Below are 25478 nucleotides of genomic sequence, written 5' to 3'. Positions count from 1 at the left end.
AGCTATGCCAAAATCTCTCGTCATTGTCGAATCGCCCGCTAAGGCGAAAACGATTAACAAATATCTGGGCAACGACTTTGTCGTGAAGTCCAGTGTCGGTCACATCCGTGATTTACCGACATCGGGTAGCAGTACGTCCTCGGACCCAAAGGAGCGCGCTGCTCAAGCCGCACTTACTCGGAAAATGGCCCCCGACGCTAAAAAGCATTATCAGGAAAAAAAGAAGCGCGAGCAGCTAGTGCGCCGTATGGGCATTGACCCGGATCATGATTGGGATGCACGTTACGAAGTGCTGCCAGGCAAGGAAAAGGTCGTTTCGGAGTTGCGTCGGCTGGCAGAGAAATCTGATGCTATTTATCTCGCAACCGACTTGGATAGAGAGGGGGAGGCCATTGCCTGGCACCTTCGGGAAGCTATCGGCGGAGACGAAAGTCGTTATCAACGAGTCGTTTTTAATGAAATCACTAAGAAAGCCATTCAGGAGGCTTTCCAAAAGCCCACGGAGCTCGACACAAACCGCGTTAATGCTCAACAAGCGAGGCGATTTTTAGACCGTGTTGTTGGTTTTGAGGTGTCGCCACTGCTGTGGGCCAAGGTAGCTAGGGGCCTCTCCGCTGGAAGAGTGCAATCGGTAGCAGTGCGTCTTGTCGTTGAACGTGAGCGAGAAATTCGAGCGTTCGTTCCCGATGAGTATTGGGAAGTGCACGCGAGTTTACTGCCCAAAGGCTTCGAGGCGATTCGGTTTGAAGTTAAATATCGTGAAGGCGAGAAGTTTGCTCCCAAAACTGAAAGCGAGGCAATGGCGGCAGTAGCCGCACTTGAACCTGCAACTTATGAGGTGAGTAATCTCGAGGCGCGCAAGACAAGCAGTAAGCCTGGCGCGCCGTTTATTACCTCAACGCTGCAACAATCGGCGAGCACACGACTGGGGTTTAGCGTTAAAAAGACGATGACCTTGGCGCAAAGGCTGTACGAAGCCGGGTACATTACCTACATGCGGACAGATTCTACGAATCTCAGCAATGATGCTGTTGCCGCTTGTCGGCAGTACATTGATAAGCACTATTCGGGTGACTATCTCCCCGAATCGCCCCTGCGTTACTCATCTAAAGAAGGCGCGCAGGAAGCCCACGAGGCAATTCGTCCTTCCGATGTCAGAGTCACCCAAAGTGATCTACAAGGAATGGAGCGGGATGCTGAGCGGCTTTATGAGCTAATTTGGCGTCAATTCGTGGCCTGCCAGATGACGCCTGCACGGTACCGTTCGACAACTGTGACAGTCGCCGCCGCCGGTTATGGATTGACCGCTAGAGGACGTGTCGTCGAATTTGATGGTTTCACCCGTGCACAACCACCCATGTCGCGAAAAGGTGACGATGCCGAGTTGCCGGACTTGACCGTTGGACAGGCCCTCAGCCTTGAGCAGCTTGATCCCAAACAACATTTCACCAAACCTCCAGCAAGGTACGGGGAAGCTAGCTTGGTTCGCGAGATGGAGAAACGGAGCATCGGTAGGCCTTCTACTTATGCCGCGATTATTTCCACAATTCAAGATCGAGGTTATGTGCGCTTGGAAAATCGGCGTTTTTACGCTGAAAAAATGGGGGATATTGTCACCCAACGGCTACAAGCGTCGTTTGCTGACCTACTGGATTATGGCTTTACCGCTTCCATGGAAGCGCATCTTGATGATGTTGCTGATGGTCGCTTAGATTGGAAGGACTTGCTAAACGATTTTTATCACGATTTTCGTGGCAAGCTGGATCAAGCGGGGTCTCCGGATCCGGACGGCATGCAGCTGAATGATCCAACTCCCACCGGCATTCCCTGCGGTACCTGCGATCGACCCATGCAAATTAGGACGGCCAGTACCGGGGTGTTTTTGGGATGCTCTGGCTACAGTTTGCCGCCCAAAGAGCGCTGTAAAAGCACGCTTAATTTAACTTCCGGTGACGAAGCTATTAGCGCTGATGCCGATGATGAAGCGGAATCGCGGTTGTTGCTTCAAAAACGGCGTTGCGGCCTATGTAATGCTGCGATGGACAGCTACCTCATTGACGAGCAGCGTAAATTGCATGTTTGCGGTAACAATCCTGATTGTGCCGGTTACGAAGTTGAAGAAGGTAAGTTTCGCATCAAGGGTTATGACGGCCCGACTATCGAGTGCGATAAGTGCGGCTCAGATATGCAGCTGAAGACCGGCAGATTTGGAAAATATTTTGGCTGTACTAACAGCGAATGTAAGAACACACGGAAACTATTACGCAGCGGCGAAGCGGCACCTCCTAAGATGGATCCCGTACCAATGCCTGAGTTGGCTTGTCGAAAGGTTGAGGACCACTACATTCTTAGAGACGGTGCGTCAGGCCTGTTCCTCGCTGCTAGCAAGTTTCCCAAAAATCGTGAGACGCGGCCCCCATTTGTCGACGAATTGATCCCACACCAGGGAGAGATAGACCCCAAGTACCACTTCCTGTTTGACGCCCCGCTCACCGATGACGTGGGTAACCGCAGTCAAATTCGATACAGCCGAAAAACAAAAGAGCAGTACGTCATGACGGATGTTGACGGTAAAGCTACTGGCTGGAAGGCATTTTTTGACAATGGTGCCTGGCAGGAATCGGGGACGGCTAAAGTGATCAAGAAGAAAGCAGCACCCAAAAAGAAGGCCAAAGCCAAGAAAAAGACGGCGGCAAAAAAAGCCCCGGCTGCTAAAAGCTCAGCGGCGCCTGACGGGGACTGAGTCATTTGAGCAGTGCTTCCGGTTTAGCCAATCATTCGCTCTACATGGCGCGACTGCTGCTAGACGCATGGAGCGACCAGCTGAGTCGCAACCGTCTCGAGAAGAATGTTCTTGAGGCAGCCTTTGCCCCGGCGGTTCGCCTGCACCTGCTCAATGCCTATGGTTGGTTTTTACTCGCGGTTGTAAGGTTCACTCCCCTCCCGCAACAACCGCCTCACAGCACAGTAGAATTACCGGGCCCGAGTTTGGGTATTGCTGAACCCAATGAGATTGCGGAATATCGAGAGTTGGAGCGGCATGGCTGGCTGGCTCGCCTGCAAACGCTGCCGGAGCAGGGTATTGAAAGACCCTTGCCCCCGGGCCGCTTGGCGTCGACGGTGGCAAGGCTTCAAGTTGAAGATTATCAAGGCATTTGCGGGAATCTTGAAGCGTTGATCAACCGGATGAGCAGTAGCTTGGACGAATGTTGATCAGGACTGCGAAATCCACCATTGGTGGGTGGTATGCCGGTAGCTGGGCTGCTAACATTTAGCTTTCGCCAATGATAAAGGACTCCACATGACTACCGCTCTGTTGGAAATTGTCGATCTGGGTGACGGCGAAATTGTGTTGCAGCGAGCTGAGGAGGAGGGCGTTGAGCCACTTGTCAGCATCCAGTTCTCTGCCGAGGCATCTGCTTATCTCATGGAAAACAACCTTGAAGTCGCCAAAGCTATGATTCAAGCAGGCATTCAGGCTGCAGCACGCCTAGCGGAAATGAGCAGCGTTGAAGTCGACGCAGATAACGCTGAAAGCACCAAGGTCGCTGGAGGGCGGACGGTTCATTGAATGGTTCGTGACTCAGGCAGCTGCTATTTAACTTATAAACAGTAACTGCCGTGAAGAATTCGGGCTAGCGCCGTAAGACCCCGACGCTGACACCCTCTATGGCAAATGCCTGTGTTGCCAAATCAACCTCAATTGGCGCGTAGTCTTCGTTTTCGGCCAACAGCATCACATGCTGACTATTGGGCCGATGCAGCCTCTTTACCGTGACCTCATCATCAATTCGCGCCACTACGATTTGCTGCTCAGCAGCGATCGGCGTGCTGTGTACGGCGAGCAGGTCGCCATCGAGAATGCCGGCATTGATCATGCTGTCGCCAGAAACCCGTAGTAAGTAATCAGCTCTTGGGCTAAAGAAGTGGGCGGGAATACTGCAGCGTTCTTCTATGTGCTCTTGAGCCAGTATTGGAGAGCCCGCCGCGACTCGACCTACCACAGCAAGGCCTGAAGGCTCTGTCTCCGCCAAGCGGATACCCCTAGAAGCGCCAGCGATCATTTCAATCGCCCCTTTTCGAGCTAAAGCCTTGAGGTGCTCCTCTGCAGCATTGGCGCTCTTGAAGTGAAGCTCCCGCGCGATTTCTGCCCGCGTGGGGGGATAGCCAGTGTCATCTATGCAGCGTTTGATAACGTCAAGGACCTGTTCTTGGCGTGCGGTTAGCTTGAGCATAAAAGCTCTCCTGAGCTGGTTACTTATACAGGCTGTTATTATATACAGTATATCTTGCGGTGTCACCTTGGCCAAGCGGGTGTATTTTTAGCGTAGCGTTGGCTCTCTTGGGTGAGTTAGCATCTATCCTCCTTAGGTCATGCCCACCTCACGTTATGGACGTTTCTATTCAGGTTTTTGTCAAGGAATTAGCCCCGCTGGCCGACTACCTCAATGTGCCTGTCGTGGCTTTGGTTGTTGCGGCTTTGCTGGCTTTGGGCTTGTTCGGTCACGTATTAATCGAACGGTTGGTTACACAGTTACAGCGCTCTGCGCAGCGTTCTGATCTGCGCTGGGATAACGTGCTTGCTGATGCATTGATTCGCCCAAGTAAATGGGCCATCTGGTTACTCGTAGTCTACCTTTCTCTGGGATTATTTGAGGGAACTGACCAATTCAGAACGCTGGCCAGGCAGGTCGCCGATACAGCACTTATCTTGATCTTAGCTTGGATAGCGCAACGAGCGCTCAAGGGCGCTGAGGCTGAATTACTGAGTGAGCATCGCGGTAAGCGCCAGTCCGATGACCGAGCAACCATACGCGCGACCCTACGATTGGTTCGGATAAGTCTGGGTATTGTCGTTGCCTTGATGGTTCTTCAGTCGCTGGGTGTGTCGGTGTCAGGACTGCTCGCCTTTGGCGGCATTGGCGGTATCGCCGTGGGTTTTGCCGCCAGAGATTTGTTGGCAAACTTTTTAGGCGGCCTCAGTATTTATCTCGATCGGCCGTTCACAGTGGGCGATTGGATTCGCTCTCCTGACAGAGAGATTGAGGGCACGGTGGAAGATATTGGATGGCGGATGACTCGAATTCGAACCTTTGACCAGCGCCCGCTTTACATTCCCAACTCGGTCTTTTCCAGCGTGGCGGTAGAAAATCCATCGCGCATGAACAATCGCCGAATTTATGAAACTGTTGGCATTCGTTATGAAGATGTTGCTGCCATGGGGAAGGTCGTTGCGGCCGTTAAAGCTATGCTTGAGTCCCATGAAGCGATTGATTTGAACAGAACATTGATGGTCAATTTTGTAACTTGCGGGCCGTCCTCCCTCGACTTTTTCATCTATGCGTTTACCAAAACCACAGACTGGGCGACGTTTCACAACATCAAACAGGATGTGTTGTTTCGGGTTTTAGCGATTATCGCTGATCACGGCGCGGAGGTTGCCTTTCCTACTCGTACGTTACTGTTACAAAGTGAAGCCGAGCTTCAAGCACAAAGCGCTGGCGTGTCGCTGACTTAGCGCAGCGATTGTTGGTCGGGGGGCAGCTGGCCCACGGGAGGAGCTGTTGGATCAGCAACGGCGTCTTGCGCGTCTTGTATGGCCTTTTCAATATCCTCGCGCTCGCGATCTGCAGCGCCGATTTGATAGACCTCCCCCCAAGTTAATTCTTGCCACGTTGTGACGACTTTTAGAACTGGATGATCAAAGTAACGAACATAACCCTCGGAGACAGTCCGGGTATCTGCGACATGAATAAAATGTCGCCAAGGCCAGGTTGCCGGCGGAGAAAAACTGTTTGTGTCATCGGTTTCTGGAACCAGTTCTCGAAAAAATCCGGTTGTAGGGTCCACGAATTCAACGAGAGGTAAGCCCGCACCTATATGTGCCTCGATAGCTTTGAAGGTCGCTAGCCGCTTGGCAACCGTCGGCCCGTCTAGGGGCAATAACGACAGCTCATCCCGCCAGAATCGTTGTACTGGCGCCATGGGCGGTGAGGTCATATAAAACCCCTCTGGCAGGTAGCTGGCATCGGTATTCCACCAAAAATTCACGCCGATCTTTAACGTATCTCCTGTTCGAATTTGCACGAAACCTTGAAGTTTTGGCCAGTCTGGGTCATCCCCTGAGTTATCTAGGATAATAGGAAGGTTGGCAACTTCTGGGGCTTGTAACCAAGAGGTGCTCATCTGCAGCCGGTCAGGATTACTGCGGGTTAGCTGACGAAGTCCTTCTGACAACGATTCTATCGGTCGCGCCTTAAAACTCTCAGGTAGTGCAGGCGGTGGCGTTTGTTCCTCCGCAAGATCATCAATCACTGCCCCCGAGATATTTGTGGAGGACGACACCGAATCGGCACTGGCATCCAAGGGAGGACTTTCGGTAAAAGGAGACAGCCATTCCGCCCCAGCACTGCCCGTTTTATCGGGCGCATCGATCATTTCTAGTGCAATCGGTTTGGAATTCTCGGTGCTATCGGTTGCGCCAGCTGTATCATCCAGATCCGCCAGTGTATTGCCGTCAGTGCTCTTAGGCAGGTCGATGTGACCCGCGGATGTTTCTCTTGCTTGCAGCAGCGCCTCACGCTGTTGTGCGAGGGCGTCTGCTTTGGCTTTTGCCACCAGTTGCTGCGGGTCAGGAAGCAGTAATGTGATATTACCATCGGGTTCTGCAAGAATTTGAGCTTGGGGGTATTGCGCCGACAGCTGTTGCAGCAGCTGGTCGTCTTGTAAACGGCGGTGGCTATTTGGATATTGGGTGCTTGGGTAGGGGGGCCAAGCCTCCGAGGTAACCACTTCAGCGCGGTCATCTATTAATACGGCGACCTCAATTCGAAGCCACCCCGAGTCTGCATTGGGATCGATAGAGTCAGGCACATTAACAGCAATTGGCACCGGCTCCTGTGCAGCAGCGGCGCTGGCTAGCAATAATAAGATGAATAGCCATCTAGGGCTTCGCTGACCTTTCATGATGACTCCCGGTCAAGTTTTCCAAGTAATGCATCAACAAAGTTCTGACGCTCAGGCAGGCCAACCAACTCACAAGTAAAGCGCAGTTTGTTTGATCCTGCGAGTCCGTAGGTTTTGGGGTCGCCTTGAACAAGCTTAACCAGCGTCATGGGCTCTACCTGGGTTTGATCGGTGAAGGAGATGCTACCACCCTCGTCACCCGCTTCAATTTCCGCAATGCCAAGCCGTTGTGCCCGGACCCTAATGGCTGCTTGAGTGAATAGATTCTTGGTGGCGTCTGGAAGCAAGCCAAAGCGGTCGATCATCTCTACTTGGATCTCACGCAATGCTTCCTGTGTCACTGACGCAGCAATGCGTTTATACAGAACGAGTCGCGAGGTGATGTCAGGTAAATACTCGTCGGGTATGAGTGCAGGGACATGGAGTTTCACTTCGGTACCACTGTCTAGGGGCCCATCAATGTCGGGAATTTCCCCGCGTTTCAAGGCGCGCACCGCGTTGTTGAGCATATCAAGATAAAGTCCAAAACCGACGCTGTGTATTTGCCCCGATTGCTCGTCCCCCAGTAATTCACCTGCACCACGTATCTCTAGATCGTGGGTAGCCAGTAAATACCCAGCACCGAGTGCACCAGCGGCCTCAATCGCCTCAAGTCGCTTTTCGGCATCTGAGGTCATCGTTGAGCGCGGTGGACACAAAAGGTAGGCATAGGCCTGATGATGGGAGCGTCCAACCCGGCCTCTAAGTTGATGCAGTTGCGCTAGCCCAAATTTGTCAGCACGGTCGATGATGATTGTATTGGCATTGGGTATATCAATCCCTGTCTCGATAATGGTGCTGCAGACTAAAATGTGATGCCGCAAGTGATAAAAATCTGACATGACACCTTCAAGTGCCGCCTCGCGTAATTGGCCATGCCCTACGCCAACGGAGAGGTTGGGTAACATCTCTCTGAGCCGGCTCGCGGTTTCTTCGATAGTTTTGACTTCGTTGTGCAGGTAATACACCTGACCACCCCTAAGGGTCTCTCGCAGAATGGCTTCCTTGACCAAAGAGATAGAGTGTTCCCGGACAAACGTCTTAATTGATAAACGTCGCGCGGGAGGGGTCGCGATAATAGACAGGTCCCGCAGACCCCCTAAAGCCATGTTGAGGGTTCTGGGAATAGGCGTTGCCGTCATGGTTAAAATGTCGACTTGGGCCCGTAGCGCTTTGATGGCATCTTTCTGTTTCACCCCGAAGCGGTGTTCCTCATCGATGACCAATAATCCCAGATCCTCAAAGGCGAAGGTGCTTTGCAGCAGTTTGTGAGTGCCAATCAGCAAGTCGACTTCTCCTGATGCCACTCGCTTTTGAACGCTTGCAATATCGCTATTAGACTGGAATCGAGAGACGACCTCCACGGTCACTGGCCAGTCAGCGAAGCGGTCACGAAAACTGTTGTAATGCTGCTGAGCGAGCAGGGTAGTGGGCACCAATATGGCCACTTGTTTTCCGTTTTGTACAGCGATGAAAGCGGCTCGCATTGCCACTTCGGTCTTGCCGAATCCCACATCGCCACAGACTAATCGGTCCATAACTTTGGTGGCGCACATGTCAGCACGAACGGCCTCAATGGCCGCGCTTTGATCGGGGGTTTCTTCAAACGGAAACTCTTCTGAAAAACGTTGCCACGCAGTTTCATCGAGCTCGAACTGAAATCCCTGTCGGGCTTCGCGTCGGGCATAGACTTCAAGGAGCTGCGCTGCGACATCGTTGGCTTTTTCACGGGCTCTTCGCCGCGCCTTCTCCCATTGCTCGCTACCAAGCCTGTGCAGTGGTGCTGTATCGGGGTCGGCGCCGGTGTATCTGGCAATTAAATGCAGGGACCCTACAGGTACATAGAGTTTGTCGGCATCGGCGTATTGCAGCAGCAGGAACTCTGCTGGCGCACCGTCAATCTCTAGGGATTGCAGCCCCATATATCGGCCGACACCGTGTTGTAAGTGGACAACCGGCACCCCCGGGCGCAATTCAGTGAGGTCTCTGACGATCGCATCAGCATTGGTTTCTTCGACGGATTGGCGCCGCCTTCGCTGCGCGACTCGGGCGCCAAAAATTTGATTCTCAACGATTAGGGTGGGTTTTTTGGGACCCTGATAAAAACCACGATCAACCGGCGCAACGGTAATACCAAGGGGAATAGCTTGGGCAATAAAATCAGGCCATTCGCTAGCCGGCGCTGGGTGCAGTCCTAGTTCGTTCAATCCCTCAAGCAGTACTTCTCGTCGCCCGGGAGATTCCGCGCAAAGAAGGACGGGACCGTCATGTGCCTCGATAAATGTGGCAAGTCGCTCTAGCGCTGTTGCGCCTTGGGACAATTCGTGGAGATCGGGTGGGCTTAGCAACCCGGTTTTTTGGTGCACCGGCGCATCGTGTTCAGTACGCAGCTCCAACACGGCGTGTCGACCTAGGTCCTCGTAAAGGCTTTCCGTTGGGATAAAAACTTCAGAGGGGGGCAGTAGTGGTCGTCTGACATCAACACCGTATTCGGAATGCCTAGAGGTAATTTCTGACCAAAATTGACTCGCGGCTTGATAATGGTCACCGATCGTTATAAAGGCAGCATGGTCGGGAAGGTAATCAAAGACCGTCCCACAGCTATCAAAAAAGAGCGGCAGAAAATACTCGGCGCCTCCCGGAACGCGTCCCGCACAAATTTCATTAAACAGTGGGCAGGCTTCCGGGTCGCCATCGAACTTTCGATACCAGTTTAATTTGAAACGACGAATACCTTCCTCAGTGAGGGGGAATTCTCTGGCAGGCAGTAGCCGTATTGAATCAACTTTAGTGATAGTGCGTTGAGTCTCGGGATCGAAGGTTCGCAAACTCTCAATTTCAGCGTCGAACAGGTCGATGCGGTAAGGCACCTGGCTACCCATGGGAAAAATGTCTAGCAGCGAGCCGCGCACGGCGTACTCACCGTGCTCATAAACAGTATCCACGGCGCGGTAACCGTTGAGGGTGAGGTTGTGAACGAGTGTTTTGCTGTCGAGAGCCTGGCCGACATCAAGCACTAGGCTGCTACCGGCAACGTAGTGGACCGGGGGCGTTCGCTGCATGAGCGTGGTAATGGGGACGATTAAGACGCCCTCTGCGATGTCTTGAAGCAGGTGAAAGGTACTGAGACGCTCTGAAACGATATCCTGATGGGGCGAAAAGTTGTCGTAGGGCAGTGTTTCCCAATCAGGAAGCGTCAGGATATTTAGCGCGGCAGCACTAAATAGTGGCAGCTCGCGCTCGAGTGCGGCTGCGCTGGCAGAGCTGGGTACAACAACAACCAAAAGTTTTTGCTGAGTCGCGAGTTCTGCGACGGCCATAGCGGTCGCCGTACCGGGGCAGGGCCCCAAGGCTGAGCGAGACCCCAATTTTTCTGGCCACGGGGTAGGAGCTACGAGTGTGGAAAACATGCATTGTCCGTAGAGAGGGGTGATCGACGTAAAAATCGTGCCTATTTGACGTTATTCCTCAGGCCTGCAGGCCGCATTTTACTTGCGGGCCGGCCTAGGTTGATCGGATAATAACCCATTACCTCCCCTCAATATCGAATTTCAGGAGTTTCCCGTGACTGACCAGCGCAAACGCGAGCGCCCCGATAATTATTTTTCCGACTGGAAGGAGCGGGAGGCATTGGCTGAGGCTATGATTCCGCAGGTAGGAGCGCTGGCCCGAGAGCAGAACGTCAAGTGCTACATCTATGGCCGCTCACTGGTGAACCAATCGGTGCTGGATATTATGAAGAGCCACCGCTACGTCCGCCAAGTTGAGCACAACGAACTGTCTGAGTTTGAAACAGCGCCGGTGCTGGAGGCCATGGGCACGATGCAACTGGGGCCTAGTCATATCGACGTTGGACGGCTTGCGGTCGAGTTTTATGACAAAGCGCAAGGCGAGGGCATGACCCTTGAGGAATATATTGCGCAACAGCTGGGTTTTTTGGTTCAGTCCACGCAGCGCCCCGTCGATAAGCCCGTAGATGTTGTGCTTTATGGCTTTGGCCGAATTGGCCGCCTGATGGCAAGGATTTTGATCAATAAGACAGACGGCGGGGACAGCTTGCGCCTGCGTGCCGTCGTTGTGCGTCGTGGCGGTGCCGAAAATGATTTGGTGAAGCGGGCGAGTTTGTTGCGTAGGGATTCGGTTCACGGTGCTTTTCAGGGCACGATAAGAGTAGACGAAGACCGCCAATCCTTTGTCGCCAACGGTAATGAAATCAAAGTGATCTATGCCGATCGCCCCGAGGATGTCGATTACACCGCCCATGGTATTAACGACTGCATCGTTATCGACAACACTGGCGTGTGGCGGGACGATGAGGCGTTGTCTCGACACTTAGAGGGTAAAGGGGTCTCGAAGGTCATTTTGACTGCTCCGGGTAAGGGGCAGCTGAAAAATATTGTGGCGGGTATTAACGATGGCGAGATCTCTTCTACTGATCGCCTCATTTCTGCCGCTTCATGCACAACAAATGCGATAGCGCCTCCGTTGAAAGCGCTTGATGACGAATTCGGCATCGTCAGCGGTCACGTTGAGACGGTTCACGCTTACACCAATGATCAAAACCTGATTGACAATTACCACAAGGCTGACCGCCGAGGTCGCTCTGCACCGTTGAATATGGTGATTACAGAGACCGGTGCAGCCAAGGCCGTTGCCAAAGTCTTGCCGCAAATGCAGGGCAAGCTCACCGGCAACGCTATCCGCGTGCCAACGCCCAACGTTTCAATGGCCATTCTTAACTTAACTCTGAAAAAAGAGACGACCGTTGAGGAGTTGAACGAATTTATGCGCAACATTGCGCTGCACTCAACCATGCGCAAGCAAATCAATTTTTCAGCGTCGCCCGAAGTTGTGTCCTCAGATTTTGTGGGTTCAAGGGCGGCCTGTGTATTTGATGCTCAGGCGACTATTGTTAACGGTGCACACGTCGTCTGTTACCTCTGGTACGACAACGAATACGGCTACAGCTGTCAGGTGTACCGGATTCTTGAAAAAATGGCGGGTATCAGCTACCTCACCTATCCAAAGGGTGATTCAGGCACGCTCTGAGTTGTCTTGGAGTTTGCGAGGGGGTCCGGTACAATTGCGACGCCGAGCAAAAGCGCCATGGCATTTAATAGGCGGGCGAGGTTGTAAAGACGTTCGGGCGTGCAAAGCGCCCGACACGGGAAGTTGACTCGGGGGAGGCTCAACGACTCGGTCCGCGCCGCTAGGCGCTATGTGACGACTCCTCCAGAGCGTGCCCCGAGTCCCGGGTGCAGACGAGTAGACACAAGCGGAAGCGCACATGATCAAAATTCGACGCGGCATAGATATACCACTCGCTGGCGCAGCAGATTCCAACATTGATTCTTCCTCAAACGTAAGAAACGTAGCGCTTGTCGGTGCAGATTACGAGGGTATGAAACCCACGATGTCCGTGTCCGAGGGGGATACGGTGCGCAAGGGCCAGATCCTCTTCAGCGATAAAAAGACGCTGGGCATAAATTTTACAGCTCCGGCTTCCGGACAGGTTGTGGCACTGAATCGAGGGGCACGTCGGGTTTTTCAGTCGCTGGTTATTGAAATCGATGACACTTTAGAGCCTTTAGGCTTTGGCGCGCACAGTCCCGAAGAAGCCAGAGCGCTTACCGGCGAAGCTATCCGCAGCCAACTCATTTCCAGCGGGCAGTGGACCGCGCTGCGCGCACGACCCTACGGGAAAGTGGCAGATCCAGAAAGCGCCCCTGCTGGCCTTTTTATAACAGCGATCGATACTCACCCACTGGCGCCCGATCCTGCTTTGATCATCGCCGAGCATGCTGAGGCGTTTGTCCTGGGACAGGATCTTCTCGCTGAGATGGCTGGCTGCCCAACTCACCTGTGTACGGCACCGGATAGTGGTATTGCTAAGGGCAACCACGCCGGAATAGAACATACAGAGTTTTCGGGGCCGCACCCAGCTGGCTTAGCTGGCACGCATATCCATTTTTTGATGGGTGCTTCTCTTGGGAAAATAGCCTGGACAGTTGGGTACCAAGACGTCATAGCGGTGGGTTACCTGTTTTTGCAGGGCGAGCTTTACACCGACAGGGTAGTGGCACTAGCCGGCCCTGAGGTTGAGCGCCCTCGTCTCATACGAACCCGGCTAGGTGCAGATTTACAGGCACTAACGGCAGGGGAGTTGGCAACCGGTGAAGTGCGGGTTGTCTCAGGTTCGGTGCTGGGCGGTCGCACTGTCCAGTCCGATAGCGCTTACCTAGGTCGTTATCATAACCAGGTGACGGCCCTTTCAGAGGGTCGTGATCGGGACTTCATGGGGTGGCTATCTCCAGGGTCCGAAAGGCACTCTGTCATGGGTATTTATTTGTCGAGTTGGTTTGGTATGAAACCCAGTGCTATGACGACCAACACCAACGGGTCTGAGCGCGCGATGGTGCCGGTGGGCAATTATGAGCGCGTTATGCCCCTCGATATTTTACCGACCCAGCTACTCAGAGCTTTGTTGGTTGGTGATACCGAAACCGCGCAGGCATTGGGTTGTCTTGAGCTCGACGAAGAAGATCTGGCGCTGTGCACCTATGTGTGCCCCGGCAAATACGAGTATGGACCGATATTGCGCGATAACCTGACGCGCATAGAGAAGGAGGGATAACCTATGGGATTGCGCAGCACTCTTGACAATCTCGAGCCCCAGTTTAAGCCGGGGGGACGCTACGAAAAATGGTATGCCCTCTATGAAGCGGTAGACACGATTTTCTATTCGCCCAACCATGTAACGCGCTCCACAGCCCACGTGCGCGATGGTGTTGACCTCAAGCGCATCATGATTACGGTTTGGTTTGCGACTTTCCCCGCGATGTTCTTTGGTATGTGGAATTTGGGCTACCAGGCGACGGGTGCGATGTCTGGGGTTGGTATCGAGGCTCTAGAAGGCTGGCGGGGTTCGGTGATCGGCGTTCTGGGTGGCTATGATTCAACAAATCTCTGGGATTGTTTTCTGTTCGGTGCACTGCATTTCCTACCACTTTATCTCGTGACGTTTGTCGTGGGTGGATTTTGGGAAGTGCTGTTTGCTATGAAGCGCGGGCATGAGGTCAACGAGGGCTTTTTCGTGACCTCTGTGCTCTTCGCACTGACACTTCCTCCTGATCTGCCCTTGTGGCAAGCCGCTTTAGGTATCAGTTTTGGCGTTGTCATTGGAAAAGAAGTATTTGGTGGAACCGGCAAGAATTTCTTAAACCCGGCGTTGACTGGTCGAGCGTTTTTATACTTTGCATACCCCGCACAATTGTCTGGCGATGCGGTGTGGACTGCTGTCGACGGCTACAGCGGTGCGACCCCACTGGGCGTTGTCGCGGCTGAAGGAATGCCAGGTTTAACCGATTCGATCACTTGGATGGATGCTTTCTTAGGATCGATTCCTGGCTCCATCGGTGAGACGTCCACGCTGATGATCATGATAGGCGGTGCAGTGCTGCTGCTGACACGCATTGCGTCGTGGCGTGTTGTTGCAGGGTGCTTCGCGGGCATGATTGCATTCTCTACCTTACTTAACCTGGTGGGCTCTGAATCCAATCCCGCATTCGCGATGCCTTGGTACTGGCATATGGTAGTGGGCAGCTTTGCTTTCGGTGCTTTTTTTATGGCGACCGATCCCGTATCGGCTGCGATGACCAACCGTGGCCGATGGGCCTACGGTGCGCTCATCGGTGTTATGTGTGTACTGATCCGAGTCATCAATCCTGCATTTCCCGAGGGGATGATGCTGGCGATTTTGTTTGCCAACTTGTTTGCGCCGTTGTTTGATCATTTTGCGGTGCAGGCCAACATCAAAAGGAGGCTCGCTCGTGTCCAGTAACAAGGAAAGCTTGGGGCGCATCATTACGGTAGCACTCGCCCTGTGCATTGTGTGCTCAGTTGTTGTCTCCACGGCGGCGGTTGTGTTCAAACCCGCTCAGGAGGTCAACAAAACACGCGACCTCAAACGCAATATTCTAATGGCTGCGGGTCTTTACGACCCTGAACTAACGGTTGAGGAGCAGTTCCAACGGGTCGACTCGAGGGTTATAGACATTGAGTCCGGGGATTACGTCAGCGGCATCGACGCGACGACTTTCGACCAGAGAGCTGCTGCTAAAGATCCCGCAACCTCTATACCGTTAGAGACGTCTGCAGACATCGCTAATATTGTCCGTCAATCGAAGTACGCCCTGGTGTATTTGGTCAACGATGACAAAGGGGGGCTTGATAAAATTATCCTTCCCATACACGGCTACGGATTATGGTCCACGCTGTACGGCTTTATTGCGCTGGAATCAGACGGCAATACCGTTGCTGGCTTAGGTTTTTACGAGCACGGTGAAACGCCGGGACTCGGTGGTGAGGTAGACAATCCTCGTTGGAAAAACCTCTGGAAAGGCAAGCAGGTTTACCGTCAGGGCGCCGTTGCTATATCGGTGAAAAAAGGCACGGTAGATCCGCAGGCCGCCGATGCAGATTGGGAAGTCGATGGACTTTCAGGTGCCACACTTACAAGTCGTGGGGTCAGTAATTTAGTGCAGTACTGGCTGGGTGATAGAGGCTTTGAGTCGTATCTCCAGAATTTACGTGAGGGAGATGCCTAATGGACGTTAAAGACACACTGTTTCGACCGGTTTTTCGCGATAACCCGATTGCGTTGCAAATTTTAGGCATCTGTTCAGCATTAGCGGTCACCTCATCAATGCAGGTCAGCTTGGTCATGGCCGTTGCCTTGACCCTAGTGACGGCTTTCTCCAGCTTTTTTATCTCTGCGATCCGGCACTACATTCCATCGAGCATTCGCATCATTGTTCAAATGACGGTGATTGCCTCCCTGGTAATTGTGGTAGACCAAATACTCAAGGCATATGCCTACGACACGTCTAAGCAACTGTCGGTGTTCGTTGGTTTGATCATCACCAATTGCATTGTGATGGGGCGTGCCGAAGCCTTTGCCATGAAAAACCCGCCGGTACCGAGTTTTCTCGATGGCTTTGGTAACGGGCTGGGTTACTCGTTCATCTTGATGGCCGTTGCCTTCGTGCGAGAGCTTTTAGGGTCTGGCAAGTTGTTTGGTATGGAGGTTTTGCCCCTGGTGACCGAGGGCGGCTGGTACGCGCCGAACGGGCTTTTATTATTGCCGCCCAGTGCATTCTTTCTGATTGGGCTGTTGATCTGGGCGATTCGTAGTCTGCAAAAAGACCAGGTTGAAGAGCCTGAGTTCCGCATCGCGAAGCACACACCCGCCATTGAGGAGGGCGCGTAATGGAACATTATTTGAGCTTGTTTGTACGTGCTGTATTCATTGAAAATATGGCGCTGTCATTCTTTTTGGGAATGTGCACATTCCTTGCGGTATCCAAAAAAATTCAGGCCGCCTTTGGTCTGGGGGTTGCGGTTGTCGTTGTTCTCACGATTACCGTTCCGGTAAATAATCTCATTTATCAATATTTGCTCGCAGATGGGGCGTTGGCTTGGGCTGGACTGCCTGATGTAGACCTAAGCTTTTTAGGGCTCCTGAGTTACATCGGGGTCATCGCTGCACTTGTGCAGATATTGGAAATGTTCCTGGACCGCTATGTGCCTGCGCTTTATGCCGCTCTGGGCGTCTTCTTGCCGCTGATTACGGTTAACTGCGCTATTTTGGGTGCCTCTCTACTGATGGTGGAGCGTGATTACACCTTCGGCGAGAGTGCCGTATTTGGTGCGGGCGCGGGGGTAGGTTGGGCTTTGGCGATTGTCGCTCTCGCGGGTATTCGGGAAAAGCTAAAGTACAGTGACGTTCCTGACGGGTTGCAGGGACTGGGAATAACCTTTATCACAGTGGGATTGATGTCTTTGGGCTTTATGTCCTTTGGTGGCATCGACATCTGATGATGCTGACAAAGGCGAGGAACTAAACAGTAATGGATATAACGATTGTATATGGCGTCGGGATGTTTACAGCCATCGTGCTGGCATTGGTTATGGTCATCTTGGCCGCGCGTTCAAGGTTGGTAAGCTCCGGGAATGTCAGCATTGAAATCAATGGTGAAAGGACCATTGAAGTGCCTGCTGGTGGCAAACTTCTGCAAACTTTGGCAGATGCCAATTTATTCCTCGCCAGCGCCTGTGGTGGCGGTGGCACATGTGCGCAGTGCAAGTGTCAGGTAAGCGATGGCGGCGGCTCCATGCTGCCCACGGAAGAGTCTCATTTTACCCGTCGCCAAGCTCACGATGGCTGGAGGTTGTCCTGTCAGACCCCCGTTAAGCAGGACATGCGCATCCAAATTCCCGAAGAGGTATTTGGGGTTAAGCAGTGGGAGTGTACCGTCGAGTCAAACGATAACGTCGCGACTTTCATTAAAGAGTTGGTCCTCCGCCTACCTGAGGGGGAGAGCGTTGACTTTAGAGCGGGTGGCTACGTGCAGTTAGAGTGTCCGCCTCACAGCGTCAATTTTGATAATTTCGACATTGGCGAGGAGTACCGTGGGGATTGGGAGCGCTTCGGATTCTTCAAGTACGGTTCTGCGAGCGACGACACAACAATCCGCGCTTACTCGATGGCCAATTACCCGGAAGAAAAGGGGATTGTGAAGTTCAACATCAGGATCGCGACGCCGCCTCCGGGCAGTGAGGGCATTGCCCCCGGCATCATGTCGAGCTGGGTGTTTGACCTGAAACCCGGGGATAAAATCACCGTTTATGGGCCCTTTGGTGAGTTCTTTGCCAAAGAAACCGATGCTGAGATGGTGTTCATAGGTGGCGGCGCCGGCATGGCTCCGATGCGTTCGCACTTGTTTGACCAGTTGAAGCGACTGAACTCGAAGCGAAAAATTTCCTTTTGGTATGGTGCTCGTTCGCTGAAAGAAATGTTTTACGTCGAGGACTACGATGGATTGCAGGCTGAGAACGAAAACTTCACCTGGCACACTGCGTTGTCTGATCCTCAGCCCGAGGATAATTGGGAAGGTTTGACGGGCTTTATACACAACGTGCTTTTTGAGCAGTACCTTAAAGACCACCCGGCACCTGAGGACTGTGAATACTACATGTGCGGGCCGCCAATGATGAATGCTGCGGTCATCAAAATGTTGGTCGATTTAGGCGTGGAGCGGGATAATATTTTCCTTGACGACTTTGGTGGCTAAAGCCCCTAGACCGGTAGTTCTGCGACCAGCCATTGTGCTGGTCGTTTTGCTTTTGGGGCTCATGGGCTGTGGTGAAACTTCCAAAGTTGTTGAGTTGCAGGGAAGCATCTATGGGACAGGCTGGTCCCTCGTTTATTTGCCCGATGAGTCTGCGCCTGCTTCACAGGTGGTGGAAGCTGAGGTGCTGGCAGCTTTTGATGTGGTCGACATCAGCATGAACACCTATGACCCGCTTTCCCTTATTAGTGAATTTAATGCGCTGCCCCCAGAGGAGGCCATGGAGGTCGATTGGGATTTTACCTACGTGTTATCTGAGGCCGAAAAAATCACCCGGCTTACAGAGGGCGCCTATGATGTAACAGTGGCTCCTCTAGTGGAGCTTTGGGGCTTTGGTCCCGGGGGGCCTACCAACATCCCCACGGAGGCTGCGATTGCAATCACTCGTGAGGCGGTCGGGCTGAATCGGCTTGATTGGCGCCCCAATATTCGGAGTTTGAGTAAACGGGTGAAAGGTGTGTCCTTGGAGTTTTCGTCGATAGCCAAAGGTTATGGAGTCGACCTGGCGGCCGATGCGCTCGATGAGTTGGGCATCAAAAACTTTATGCTCGAGGTTGGGGGAGAGCTGCAGCTTAGAGGGCACAGCCCTCGGGGTGATGCTTGGCGAATTGCCGTTGAGCGTCCAGAGCAAGGGCGGGGTAACTTTCAAACAGCCGTCAATGTTTCGAACGTGGGCGTTGCCACATCAGGGGACTATCGGAATTATTTTGAACACGAAGGTCAGCGCTATTCCCATATTATTGATCCTCGCACCGGCTACCCGGTACAACATGATTTGGTGTCCGTGACGGTCATTCACCCGTCTACCGCTCTCGCTGATGCGTGGGCCACGGCGCTTTGTGTGCTGGGTACTGAAAAAGCATTGGAGCTCTCCGAGCGTTTGGGGCTTGCGGTATATCTTGTCCATCGTGAAGTAGACAGCCTTAAAGCTGTTTGGAGCACTAAGTTCGCACCCTTTCTGGCGTCTAACGCCGCATCGGGATAGAGTGTTGTCTTAAAGACAGAGGGGTACGTTTGTGACTTTTGTGGTTACCTTTTTAGCCTTCGCAGCAATCATGACTGCGATGGCGGTAGGTGTCATTGCTGGAAGAGCTCCCATTAGTGGGACTTGTGGTGGCATAGGGCGTTTAGGGATCGACAGCAAATGCGATCTTTGCGGCGGGGACCCACAGGTGTGTGAAACAGAGACACGCCAAACCAGCAGCAGTGCTGGAGTGCAAACTCATGACCCTCGAGACTAACCTCGACAGCTAGGCTGAGGTGTCTTTCACCCGCGACATGATGATCCGCTATACCTTCACGGCTAAGCGGCAGAGCTTTGCCAGGCTGGTATCGCGGGCATCTATGCTGGGAATGGTTCTGGGCGTTGCCAGTCTTATTACCGTTCTATCAGTCATGAATGGCTTTGCGGCGGAATTACGAGATCGAGTTCTGTCACTGGTGCCTCATGCAGTTATCGTGTCCTCCGAGGGTGCTCTGACTCAGTGGCAGTCTCTAGCCATCGAATTACAAAGCGTCCCCCTTGTTAAGCACGTTGCCCCTTTCATCGATGATGTCGCACTGATTCAGTCCTCGTCCCGACGGCTCGGTAGTCAGGTCAGAGGTATCGATGTGCAGGCACAGAGGGGCGTCAATAACCTCCACGAACGGATTGTTTCGGGGAATTTAAAGGAGTTGCAAAGCAGACCCTTCACGATTGCTCTAGGCCGGAGTTTGGCAGGTCAGCTGGGGGTGATGACGGGTGACGTCGTCGAAGTGGTGTTGCCCACACTGTCGGTCACGCCGTTAGGCGTATTTCCTCGGGTTCGCAAACTGCTTGTCGTGGCTGAATTTGAGGTGGGGTCTAGTATCGATGCCCTTCAGTCTTATGTCAGTTTGGAAACTGCCAAGCGCCTTTTTTCTAGGGGCGGTATAGACGGCTTGCAGCTCGATCTGGGCAGCCCCGATAGGGTAGCTGAAGCAATACCCGTGCTGCGGGAAAAATTGCGGGACATGCCGGGACAAGGCACAGCGCCTCATTTGACCATTGCAGATTGGCGAGAGTCACAAGGCAGTTTGTTTGCTGCCGTGAAGATGGAAAAAATTATGGTCGGCGTTCTCCTGTTGGCGGTCATCGCTGTGGCGGCCTTCAATATTATCTCGACTCTCACAATGTCCGTTACCGAGAAAGCTCGCGACATCGCAGTACTCCGTGTTATGGGATTTACCTCTTCGGGAGTCATGGCTTTATTTCTTGGGCACGGGTTACTGATCGGGGCGGTCGGTATTGCAGTAGGGGCCGGTTTGGGGGTGTTCCTAGCCTTGTGGATTTCTGAAATTGCCACCCTGCTCGAGCAGTTGATGGGCGTCCAGCTCTTTGACCCCTCGGTTTACTATATCGGACGATTACCGTCGGAATTGCAGTGGGGCGACGTTGCGATTACGACTTGCCTAGCACTGATTCTCAGTGTGTTGGCAACGGTTTATCCTGCCTGGCGTGCTTCACGAATTTCACCGGTCGAGGTGCTCAACAATGGCTGATACCGTACTTAGCTGCTCTGGTTTAGACAAAACCTATCAAGACGGTTCCCGCTCGGTAAAAGTGTTGCAGGGCGTTGAGTTGGCCCTTGCTCAGGGTGAGCGCGTTGCTATTGTCGGCCGGTCTGGCTCTGGGAAATCAACCCTGCTGAACCTGCTGGGCGGATTGGATGTTCCGACGGCGGGTGAGGTGCGGATATCCAATAAGTCTATGAGCCGCATGGGAGAGCGGGATCGCAGTCAATGGCGCAATGCCCAACTAGGTTTTGTTTTTCAATTTCACCATTTATTACCTGAGTTCACCGCTTTGGAGGGTGTTGCCATGCCAATGCGCATAGGCGGCAAGGCGAAGGACGTTGCCCAAGAGCGTGCGGCGATGCTGCTCGATACGGTTGGTTTAAGCGACCGAATGAACCATAAACCTGCTGCCCTTAGTGGTGGTGAGCGACAGCGTGTCGCAATCGCGCGAGCGCTCGCGAATAAGCCGAGCTGTGTATTAATGGACGAACCAACGGGTAATCTAGATCCGGAGTCTGCAGAGCTTGTTCTGAATCTGATCGAGTCTATCGATTGGGGGGGGACAGCATTTATTGTGGTGACCCACGATCCAAAGATCGCGGCAAAAATGGACCGTCAGCTTCTTTTAGAAACGGGTCAGTTGGCGGAATTGCCGCGTGCCCTGGTCTGAGCGACTTAATTTTGCCCTGCGTCAGGTCCTTGATCGAGGCAGGGGACTCTCAGGATTCCTCTCGAGGCTTTCAGTTGTCGGTTTGACCCTTGCCGTTGCCATATTACTGGCGGTTCTGGCCGTGATGAATGGTTTTGAGCGGGAGATGCGCGAACGTATATTAGGAGTCGTTCCCCACGTCAGTATCCATGGGTTTGCCGATTTAGAAACATGGATTGAACTTCAGGCCGATGCCGAGCGAGCAGCAGCGGTGAGGGAGGTGGGCCTCTTTTATGAGCGTGATGTACTTGCCGTGCGAGGTGTTAGGGTCACTGCAGCAAAAATGTTGGGGGTGACGCCCTCGGTTTGGCGGCGCTGGGAAGTATGGTCCAAACCGTCTGGGGTAAGCATCGAGCCTGGAGAAGTGGTTTTGGGCGCCGGTCTGGCCCTACGATTACAGGTTAAGGTGGGCGATAAGCTGAGCGTTATAGTCCCCGGCGACACCATGAAGCCAGGGGCTCTGCCGGTGACTAGCGTGTTGCGGGTAGCGGCACTTGTAGAGTCTGGAACAGAACTCGATGAGGCCTTGATGCTGGCCGACTTTGAATACACCGCAACAATGTTGGGAGACAGTGTCACAGCAACGGGGTTGGCCCTGCAGTTGCGGCAACTTTTTGACGCGCCCAGGGTGCGCTGGGACTTTGCCACAGCGTTGTCACCCACGTTTTACGTGACTGATTGGACGCTACGGCACGGTAATTTGTACGCTGCGATAAGGTTGTCCCGAGATCTAGTGACGTTATTACTGCTTTCGATCATTGCGGTCGCGGCTTTTAATGTGGTCTCGTCTCTTGTATTGGTGGTCACAGACCGCCGTGGGTTTATTGCTATGCTTCAGGCCATGGGGGCTAGCCGGCAAGATATATTGTGGATTTTTTTATTCCAGGGGCTCTGGATAGGTGTTTTGGGTGCTTCTGTAGGTTTGCTGTTGGGTGTAGGTTTGGCGCAGCTCATTCCTCTAGCCGCCTCAGGCTTAGAGTGGTTGCTAGGCGGCAGGTTATTGAACACTGACGTCTATCCACTGAACTTTTTACCCATTGATTTGAGAATGGGCGATGCCATTTGGTTGTGGTCTACCTCGGTGCTGCTCTGCCTTGTCGCGGCAGTGATTCCTGCTAGGCGTGCAATGGCAATACCTATCGCTCAGGCACTCGCAAACCAATGAACCGGTACTTTTAGGAGGCGTGTGTGCTTCGCCCAGAGGCACGTTGGCGCCACGCGTGCCCAACACGCCACCGCCATAAGACATTGATCATGACGTAGCTGGACAATGCCGCAATCGAGCCAATCACAGAGCAGCCCAGTAAAAAAGGCTGCCAAATGCCCCCTAAACGCTCGGTTAGCCAGCGCCAAGTAATTTCAAACTCAATAATTTTGACGGGAGTGTCCAACAAGAAGGCGCCAAGTTCATAGGCGGCGTAGTAAATAACGGGCATCGTCAGGGGATTGGTGACGAAGATGAGACTGATGCTCAGTGGTAGATTCGCCCCAAGCCTCACTGCGGCATAAGCGGCAGCAAAGATTTGCCCTGGTACGGGCATCATGGCGCAGAACAGTCCTATGGCGAATGCCCTCGCGGTGGAGCTGCGATTGATGTGCCAAAGGTTAGGTTCGTAAATCCAGTCTCCCAGCAGATGTAACCCAGGCATATCCCTGAGTTGCTGCTGAGAAGGTACAAACCGCTGAAAAAGCTTTCGTGCCATGGATACAAAACTTTAAGAGATATAGGAATCTGCTGACCCGGCTAATTTTCATCCCAGACCATCACCGCTGTGGGGTCAAGTGTTGGCAAATGTTTCACTGCTTTATGCCATCAGACCCGCATTAAGTATGACGACTTTTTTCGTGAGTCACCACACCGGTACTTTGGGGATATGCCGCAATTATGCGCTCCCCATGTTGGTTGTATTGATTTCGTCATTGTTACTGCCCATTTATTGGGCTGCGCTATGTTTTCCATTTTTGGGGTATGTAGGTTTCATTGCGGGACATCGCAAGGCGGGGGTTTACATCGCGATCGCAGGGGGCATCGCGTGTTACTGGGGCTGGTACTGGAATGACAACTTAATCGATCCCAGCTGTTACCGAAGGGAAGTTGGCGCTACTGGGACGGTGAGTTCGCTGCCACTCAAATATAAGTCGGTGTCTGGTGAGGTCGTTCAAAGTTTTAGGTTGTCGAGCACATTAAACACCGCTGAGGGCTGTGGTTCCCCGAGTAGCCTCATGGTTTATGGTGTCAATGGCGAACAGTTCATTCCGCTGGGCGCTGAGCTCACGGTTAGGGGGCGATTAACGCCCAACAGTTCTCAATGGAATCTTGGCTCCGTTCCCGATCAGGCACGTTCATTAGCGCAGGGGCTTCACGGGCGCTTGACCGCCTCTCAGGTAATAGTAGCGAGAACATCCAGCGGATACCTGAGTCATGCCCGTCAACAAATAGCCAATGCTTTCGAAAGTCTTGAAGGACCACCCAGAGTCATTGGAGTGCTAGAGGCGCTGGTCTTGGGGACTGGACGCGGCATCGCGGATTCAGATTGGGAGCGTTTCCGTTTTCTTGGCATTACCCACGCATTTGTGGTCAGTGGCTTGCATCTCAGTCTTGTGTTTATGGTGGTCTGGTCTCTCAGCCGTCGACTGTTGTTTGTCACCGCGCCTCATAAGCTGGTGAGGCGAGATTGGGCCATTGTTCCTGCTTTGGCTGTGGCGTGCTTTTATGCGGGTCTAGCGGGTTTTAGTTTGCCCACTCAGCGTGCGCTAATCATGCTGTTTTTGGTTGGCATACTTAGGCTTACAGCAAGAAGAACTTCGATGCGGCACATTTTTGTGGCGGCTGCTTTAATTATTTTAATGACGAATTACTTCTCTATTTTAGGCCGCAGTTTTTGGTTGAGCATGGTGGCTACAGGCATTTTGATGTGGCTTGTTACCCAGCAAAACTTCAAGGCAACTAATAATTTTGGTGGATGGTTCTATAGGGTTTTTCTCACGCAGACAGTGCTGGTGCTTCTAATGGCGCCGGTAACACTTTTCTGGTTTGGCCAAATGACTTTGGCGGCTGTTGCTGCAAATGTGATTCTAGTTCCTGTTATCGCAACATTACTGGTTCCTTTGGCACTTCTGGGCACTGCTTGCGTTCTATTGTGGGGAAGCGTTGATAACCTACCGTGGCGGCTGGCAGTTGAAGTGGGAGCCGCGTCGTTGGGTGGTTCACGAGTACTTGAGCACGTCATTCCCGATACCGCAATGTTCAATCCAATTTCCGGTGTGAGTTTATTTGCAGCCAAGGAGCACACGGTAAAACTGGCGGTGCTTGATGTGGGGCAGGGTTTATCGGTTGTTTTAAGTGCTGCGGGTAAGACATTAATTTACGACACCGGTGATGCGCCGCCTATAGGGGTAAGTCAGGCGCAAAAGGCGCTCATTCCTTATTTGAACCGCATGGGAGTCAAGGATGTCGCTATGCGGGTGATCAGCCACTCAGACCGAGACCATGCCGGGGGGCTAGGGGAGCTTGCGGAACAATTTGATGCTCAACGGGCAATAGGGCACGCGGGCATACCGTGTCGTGTGGGTGAGGTGCTCTATCAAATGTCGGATATTACGGTGACGGTTCTCAACGGCCCGGGTGACAATAACGACGGATCTTGTGTTTTGCGGGTTATGACTGATCAAGTGACAGTCTTACTTGCCGGCGATATCAGTGCTGCCCGTGAACGGGAGCTGATTCGCTATTGGCGAACCACACTACGGGCCGATATCTTGGTTCTTGCACATCACGGCAGTCATACTTCGACTGCGGCATCTTTTCTAAAATGGGTCGACCCTAATGTGGCTGTTGTGAGTGCTGGCCGCGCCAATCGATTTTCCCACCCTCGTGCCAGCGTGCTGCAGCGTTTGGAGGCACGGGGTGTGAGGATTTTGAATACGGCGATAGATGGGGGCGTTATGGTGACATCCACGCCGCATTCACTGACCGTTGGTGGCTTGCGAGATGGCAATATTCCCTATTGGCTAAACCTCCGCTGAGTGGCGCTAAGCGG

21 protein-coding genes are annotated in these 25478 nt (G+C 53.0%); 17 read left to right on the top strand and 4 right to left on the bottom strand.

Annotation, left to right across the window (positions count from 1 at the left end):
* Window positions 1-4 precede the first annotated feature (4 nt).
* From topA to ACMAY6_RS08680, 3 genes are all read left to right on the top strand, one after another.
* Window positions 5-2743 carry a type I DNA topoisomerase gene (gene topA, locus ACMAY6_RS08690; protein ID WP_435211034.1) on the top strand — a complete coding sequence of 913 codons (2739 nt, stop codon included), beginning with the start codon at window positions 5-7 and terminating at the stop codon, window positions 2741-2743.
* Window positions 2744-2748: 5 nt separating this feature from the next.
* Complete coding sequence (locus ACMAY6_RS08685) at window positions 2749-3213, top strand: hypothetical protein (RefSeq protein WP_435211033.1); 465 nt, start codon at window positions 2749-2751, stop codon at window positions 3211-3213.
* Between the two features lie 88 nt (window positions 3214-3301).
* Window positions 3302-3571, top strand: coding sequence for a hypothetical protein (locus ACMAY6_RS08680; protein ID WP_435211031.1), 270 nt, complete (start codon window positions 3302-3304; stop codon window positions 3569-3571).
* A gap of 64 nt (window positions 3572-3635) precedes the next feature.
* Here ACMAY6_RS08680 and lexA read toward each other — a convergent pair whose 3' ends face one another.
* Window positions 3636-4235: a transcriptional repressor LexA gene (gene lexA, locus ACMAY6_RS08675; protein WP_435211030.1), complete on the bottom strand. Its 600-nt coding sequence runs from the start codon at window positions 4233-4235 to the stop codon at window positions 3636-3638.
* 155 nt (window positions 4236-4390) lie between these two features.
* Between lexA and ACMAY6_RS08670 the strand changes: the two genes are divergently transcribed.
* Window positions 4391-5518 carry a mechanosensitive ion channel family protein gene (locus tag ACMAY6_RS08670; RefSeq protein WP_435211028.1) on the top strand — a complete coding sequence of 376 codons (1128 nt, stop codon included), beginning with the start codon at window positions 4391-4393 and terminating at the stop codon, window positions 5516-5518.
* Here ACMAY6_RS08670 and ACMAY6_RS08665 read toward each other — a convergent pair.
* Together ACMAY6_RS08665 and mfd are read right to left on the bottom strand one after the other, a co-directional pair.
* On the bottom strand, window positions 5515-6966 hold the full coding sequence (locus ACMAY6_RS08665; protein ID WP_435211027.1) for a hypothetical protein: 1452 nt from the start codon (window positions 6964-6966) through the stop codon (window positions 5515-5517). The two genes, ACMAY6_RS08670 and ACMAY6_RS08665, sit on opposite strands and share 4 nt — an antisense overlap.
* Window positions 6963-10415: a transcription-repair coupling factor gene (mfd, locus tag ACMAY6_RS08660; protein ID WP_435211025.1), complete on the bottom strand. Its 3453-nt coding sequence runs from the start codon at window positions 10413-10415 to the stop codon at window positions 6963-6965. Before mfd ends, ACMAY6_RS08665 begins: the two co-directional genes overlap by 4 nt.
* A gap of 154 nt (window positions 10416-10569) precedes the next feature.
* Here mfd and ACMAY6_RS08655 point away from each other — a divergent pair, with 154 nt between their 5' ends.
* The 12 genes from ACMAY6_RS08655 (at window position 10570) to ACMAY6_RS08600 (ending at window position 22603) form a co-directional block, all read left to right on the top strand.
* Window positions 10570-12054: a glyceraldehyde-3-phosphate dehydrogenase gene (locus ACMAY6_RS08655; protein WP_435211023.1), complete on the top strand. Its 1485-nt coding sequence runs from the start codon at window positions 10570-10572 to the stop codon at window positions 12052-12054.
* A 238-nt stretch (window positions 12055-12292) separates the two neighbouring features.
* Window positions 12293-13639 carry a Na(+)-translocating NADH-quinone reductase subunit A gene (locus ACMAY6_RS08650; protein WP_435211022.1) on the top strand — a complete coding sequence of 449 codons (1347 nt, stop codon included), beginning with the start codon at window positions 12293-12295 and terminating at the stop codon, window positions 13637-13639.
* A 3-nt stretch (window positions 13640-13642) separates the two neighbouring features.
* Complete coding sequence (locus tag ACMAY6_RS08645) at window positions 13643-14845, top strand: NADH:ubiquinone reductase (Na(+)-transporting) subunit B (protein WP_435211020.1); 1203 nt, start codon at window positions 13643-13645, stop codon at window positions 14843-14845.
* Window positions 14835-15611: a Na(+)-translocating NADH-quinone reductase subunit C gene (locus ACMAY6_RS08640; protein ID WP_435211019.1), complete on the top strand. Its 777-nt coding sequence runs from the start codon at window positions 14835-14837 to the stop codon at window positions 15609-15611. The genes ACMAY6_RS08645 and ACMAY6_RS08640 overlap by 11 nt, the downstream gene beginning before the upstream one ends.
* Window positions 15611-16273, top strand: a complete 663-nt coding sequence (locus ACMAY6_RS08635; RefSeq protein ID WP_435211017.1) for an NADH:ubiquinone reductase (Na(+)-transporting) subunit D — start codon at window positions 15611-15613, stop codon at window positions 16271-16273. The genes ACMAY6_RS08640 and ACMAY6_RS08635 overlap by 1 nt, the downstream gene beginning before the upstream one ends.
* Window positions 16273-16881 (top strand): NADH:ubiquinone reductase (Na(+)-transporting) subunit E, encoded by a 609-nt coding sequence (nqrE, locus tag ACMAY6_RS08630; RefSeq protein ID WP_435211015.1) that lies wholly within the window; start codon window positions 16273-16275, stop codon window positions 16879-16881. The genes ACMAY6_RS08635 and nqrE overlap by 1 nt, the downstream gene beginning before the upstream one ends.
* 32 nt (window positions 16882-16913) lie before the next feature.
* Window positions 16914-18137, top strand: coding sequence for an NADH:ubiquinone reductase (Na(+)-transporting) subunit F (gene nqrF, locus ACMAY6_RS08625; protein WP_435211013.1), 1224 nt, complete (start codon window positions 16914-16916; stop codon window positions 18135-18137).
* A complete protein-coding gene (locus ACMAY6_RS08620) occupies window positions 18118-19179 on the top strand; it encodes an FAD:protein FMN transferase (RefSeq protein ID WP_435211011.1) in 1062 nt (353 codons plus the stop codon). Before nqrF ends, ACMAY6_RS08620 begins: the two co-directional genes overlap by 20 nt.
* A gap of 31 nt (window positions 19180-19210) precedes the next feature.
* Window positions 19211-19435: a (Na+)-NQR maturation NqrM gene (nqrM, locus tag ACMAY6_RS08615; protein WP_435211010.1), complete on the top strand. Its 225-nt coding sequence runs from the start codon at window positions 19211-19213 to the stop codon at window positions 19433-19435.
* Between the two features lie 19 nt (window positions 19436-19454).
* A complete protein-coding gene (locus ACMAY6_RS08610) occupies window positions 19455-20714 on the top strand; it encodes a lipoprotein-releasing ABC transporter permease subunit (protein ID WP_435211009.1) in 1260 nt (419 codons plus the stop codon).
* Window positions 20707-21399 (top strand): ABC transporter ATP-binding protein, encoded by a 693-nt coding sequence (locus tag ACMAY6_RS08605; protein ID WP_435211007.1) that lies wholly within the window; start codon window positions 20707-20709, stop codon window positions 21397-21399. The genes ACMAY6_RS08610 and ACMAY6_RS08605 overlap by 8 nt, the downstream gene beginning before the upstream one ends.
* The gene (locus ACMAY6_RS08600; protein WP_435211006.1) at window positions 21386-22603 is read left to right on the top strand and encodes an FtsX-like permease family protein; all 1218 of its coding nucleotides are present in this window, start codon (window positions 21386-21388) and stop codon (window positions 22601-22603) included. The genes ACMAY6_RS08605 and ACMAY6_RS08600 overlap by 14 nt, the downstream gene beginning before the upstream one ends.
* 10 nt (window positions 22604-22613) lie before the next feature.
* Here ACMAY6_RS08600 and ACMAY6_RS08595 read toward each other — a convergent pair whose 3' ends face one another.
* A complete protein-coding gene (locus ACMAY6_RS08595; RefSeq protein ID WP_435211004.1) occupies window positions 22614-23141 on the bottom strand; it encodes a DUF2062 domain-containing protein in 528 nt (175 codons plus the stop codon).
* Between the two features lie 142 nt (window positions 23142-23283).
* Between ACMAY6_RS08595 and ACMAY6_RS08590 the strand changes: the two genes are divergently transcribed.
* Window positions 23284-25464 (top strand): ComEC/Rec2 family competence protein, encoded by a 2181-nt coding sequence (locus tag ACMAY6_RS08590; RefSeq protein WP_435211002.1) that lies wholly within the window; start codon window positions 23284-23286, stop codon window positions 25462-25464.
* The last annotated feature ends 14 nt before the right edge of the window (window positions 25465-25478 follow it).

Origin of the sequence: Luminiphilus sp. nBUS_16 (assembly GCF_051201645.1) — a bacterium.
In the GTDB taxonomy this organism is placed as follows: Bacteria; Pseudomonadota; Gammaproteobacteria; order Pseudomonadales; family Halieaceae; genus Luminiphilus.
This window is presented reverse-complemented; position numbering and strand designations above follow the sequence as displayed.